At 74.8% G+C, this 2,650-nt stretch carries 4 protein-coding genes and 1 pseudogene; all 5 read left to right on the forward strand.

Features of this window, described 5'->3' with window-relative positions:
• Positions 1 to 35: 35 nt before the first annotated feature.
• A complete protein-coding gene (locus tag ACFUEL_RS38160) occupies positions 36 to 230 on the forward strand; it encodes a DUF3046 domain-containing protein (protein WP_380242578.1) in 195 nt (64 codons plus the stop codon).
• Between the two features lie 34 nt (positions 231 to 264).
• Complete coding sequence (locus ACFUEL_RS38165; protein ID WP_380242580.1) at positions 265 to 1,662, forward strand: AI-2E family transporter; 1,398 nt, start codon at positions 265 to 267, stop codon at positions 1,660 to 1,662.
• A 45-nt stretch (positions 1,663 to 1,707) separates the two neighbouring features.
• Positions 1,708 to 2,241 carry a SigE family RNA polymerase sigma factor gene (locus ACFUEL_RS38170; RefSeq protein WP_380242582.1) on the forward strand — a complete coding sequence of 178 codons (534 nt, stop codon included), beginning with the start codon at positions 1,708 to 1,710 and terminating at the stop codon, positions 2,239 to 2,241.
• A complete protein-coding gene (locus tag ACFUEL_RS38175) occupies positions 2,238 to 2,537 on the forward strand; it encodes a hypothetical protein (protein WP_380242584.1) in 300 nt (99 codons plus the stop codon). Before ACFUEL_RS38170 ends, ACFUEL_RS38175 begins: the two co-directional genes overlap by 4 nt.
• Positions 2,538 to 2,552: 15 nt before the next feature.
• Positions 2,553 to 2,650, forward strand: a pseudogene (locus ACFUEL_RS38180) (RNA-binding protein); the annotation flags it as partial.

A 2,650-nucleotide genomic window follows, 5' to 3' on the forward strand; every position in this document is an offset into this window, starting at 1 on the left:
GCCGGGCGCCGCCGCCGGTGGCCGATACTGGGCGCATGAGGCTGACCGAGTTCTGGCGACGGATGCACGAGCACTTCGGCGAGGCGTACGCGGAGTCCTTCGCGCAGGACCACGTGATGGGCGAGCTCGGCGGCCGCACCGTCCGGCAGGCGCTGGACGCCGGCTGGGAGGCCAAGGACGTCTGGCGGGTGGTCTGCGTCACGCAGGGGGTGTCGCCGCTGCTGCGGTGACCCCGGACGGCGTCAGGTGGGCCAGACTGGGCCGGTGGCGAGCAGCGCAGAGAACCCCGACACCCCGTTCGAAGCCGACACCGAAGCCGTGGCCGAAGCCGATGCCCTGGCCGACCCGGGCCCCGGCCCCGGGGCCGGCACCACCGACACGGCCGACACGGCCGCCGCCCGGCTGCTGCGCCGGGCCGAGCTCGGCGGCGGCGCGATGCCCCGCTGGCTGCCCAGGGCGATACTGCTGGCGCTGCTCGGCGTCGGGCTGTTCCAGCTCGCCGACTGGGCCTTCCACCAGCTGATCGACCTGTTCGTGATGCTGCTGGTGGCGTTCTTCCTGTCGCTGGCGATGGAGCCCGCCGTCGACCGGATGGCCGCCCGCGGGGTCCGCCGCGGCCTGGGCACCTTCCTGGTCTTCATCAGCCTCGCCCTCGCCGTGGCGGGCTTCCTCGCCTCGCTCGGCACCCTGCTGGTCGACCAGATCACCCAGATCGCCGGGAAGCTGCCGCAACTGCTCCAGGACCTGATCAACTGGATCAACGAGACCTTCCACACCGACCTGTCGCTCGACCAGCTCCAGCACCAGGTGCTCAAGGACTCCGGCACCATCGAGAAGTACGCCCAGCAGGCCGCCGACAACGTCTGGGGCGTCACCGGCACCGTCATCGGCGGCCTGTTCCAGGCGTTCACCGTCGGCCTGTTCACCTTCTACTTCACCGCCGAGGGCCCCCGGGTGCGGCGCACCGTCTGTTCGCTGCTGCCGCCCTCCAAGCAGGGCGAGGTGCTGCGGGCCTGGGAGATCGCACTCGCCAAGACCGGCGGCTACCTGTACTCCCGGGCGCTGCTCGCACTGATCTCCACCCTCGCGCACTGGGCGTTCTTCGCGTTCATCGACCTGCCGTACGCGGCGGCGCTGGCCGTCTGGGTCGGCGTCATGTCGCAGTTCGTGCCCACCATCGGCACCTACCTGGCCGGGGCGCTGCCCGTCCTGGTCGGACTGACCGAGCGGCCGGTGGAGGCGCTGTGGGTGCTGGCCTTCGTGATCGTCTACCAGCAGATCGAGAACTACCTGCTGCACCCGCGGATCACCGCGAAGACCGTCGACGTGCACCCCGCCGTCGCGTTCGGCGCGGTGATCGCGGGCGCCGCCCTGCTCGGCGCGGTCGGCGCGCTGATCGCCATCCCCGTCGCGGCGACCCTGCAGGGCTTCGTCGGGACGTACGTGCGCCGCTACGAGGTCGAGGACGACCCGCGGATCGACCGCGGCGAGGAGCGGCGCGAGCGGCGGCGGCACACCGTGCGGCGGCTGCGGCGGATGGTCTCCGGCGGCTCCGGCAGGGGCGGTTCGGACGGCGGGGGCGCGGGCGGTTCGGGCGGCGCGGACACCGGCGGCGCGGGCGGTTCGGGCGGCGAGCGGCGGGGGGATCCGTCCGGCGAGTAAGCGTTCCGCACCCGCTCCGGGCTCTGGAGGGGTGAGGAGGTGTTCATGGGAGAAGAACAGAACGGCCCGGCCGAGGAGTTCCGGGCGTTCATCGTGGGGGCCTGGCCCCGACTGCTGCGTACGGCGTACCTGCTGACCGGGGACCAGCACGCGGCCGAGGACCTCGTGCAGTCCGCCGCGGAGCGGACCTGCGCGGCCTGGTCGAAGGTCAGCCGGGCCGACGACCCGCACAGCTACGTGCGCCGGATCATGGTCAACCAGCACGCCCGCCGCTGGCGCCGCCGGGCCCCCGAGGTCCTGGTGGAGGCGGTCCCGGACCGGGCCGGCGCCGAGGACGGGTACGCCAGGGCGGACCAGCGCCGGATGCTGATGGCCGCCCTCGCGGCGCTGCCGGCCCGGCAGCGGCAGGCCGTGGTGCTGCGGCACTGGGAGGACCTGAGCGACAGCCAGGCGGCGGCGGCGATGGGGTGCTCGGCCGGTGCCGTGCGCAGCCACGCCGCGAAGGGGATAGCGAGGCTGCGGGAGGCCGCGGACCTCGGGGAACTGAAGGACATGACACGGATCGGGGGTGCGGTGTGACCACGGGTGACAGCGGAGCGCGGGGCGACGACGCGATGTGGGTCGAACTGGGGCTCGCGGGGGCCGCGGCGGAGGTGCGGGTCGGAGCGGTCCCGGTCGAGGGCATCGAGGCCGGCGGCCGGCGGATCCGGCGCCGGCGGCGCGCCGGGGTCGGCGCGCTGGCGCTGGCCGCGGTGGTGGCCCTGGGCGGCGGCGTCGCGGCCGGGCTGCAGACCGGGACCGGGGGCCGCGCCCCGCAGGCGGTCGGCGCGGACCGCGGCGACCTGGTCGGGGCCGGCGACGGGGGCGCCGCGTAACCCACCCTCATCCTCCCCACCCTGCGCCGCGCGCCCGCCCCCAAGGGCATGGAGCGCCGCGACGCCGCGCTCGCCACCGAGCTGGTGTACGGCACGCTGCGCGGCCAGGGCAC

It is taken from the genome of Kitasatospora sp. NPDC057198 (assembly GCF_042670125.1).
GTDB lineage: Bacteria > Actinomycetota > Actinomycetes > Streptomycetales > Streptomycetaceae > Kitasatospora.

Excerpts from the sequence above, each read along its gene's own strand:
- ACFUEL_RS38160 (WP_380242578.1), top strand. The coding sequence starts at position 36 with ATGAGGCTGACCGAGTTCTGGCGACGGATGCACGAGCACTTCGGCGAG.
- ACFUEL_RS38170 (WP_380242582.1), top strand. The coding sequence starts at position 1,708 with ATGGGAGAAGAACAGAACGGCCCGGCCGAGGAGTTCCGGGCGTTCATC.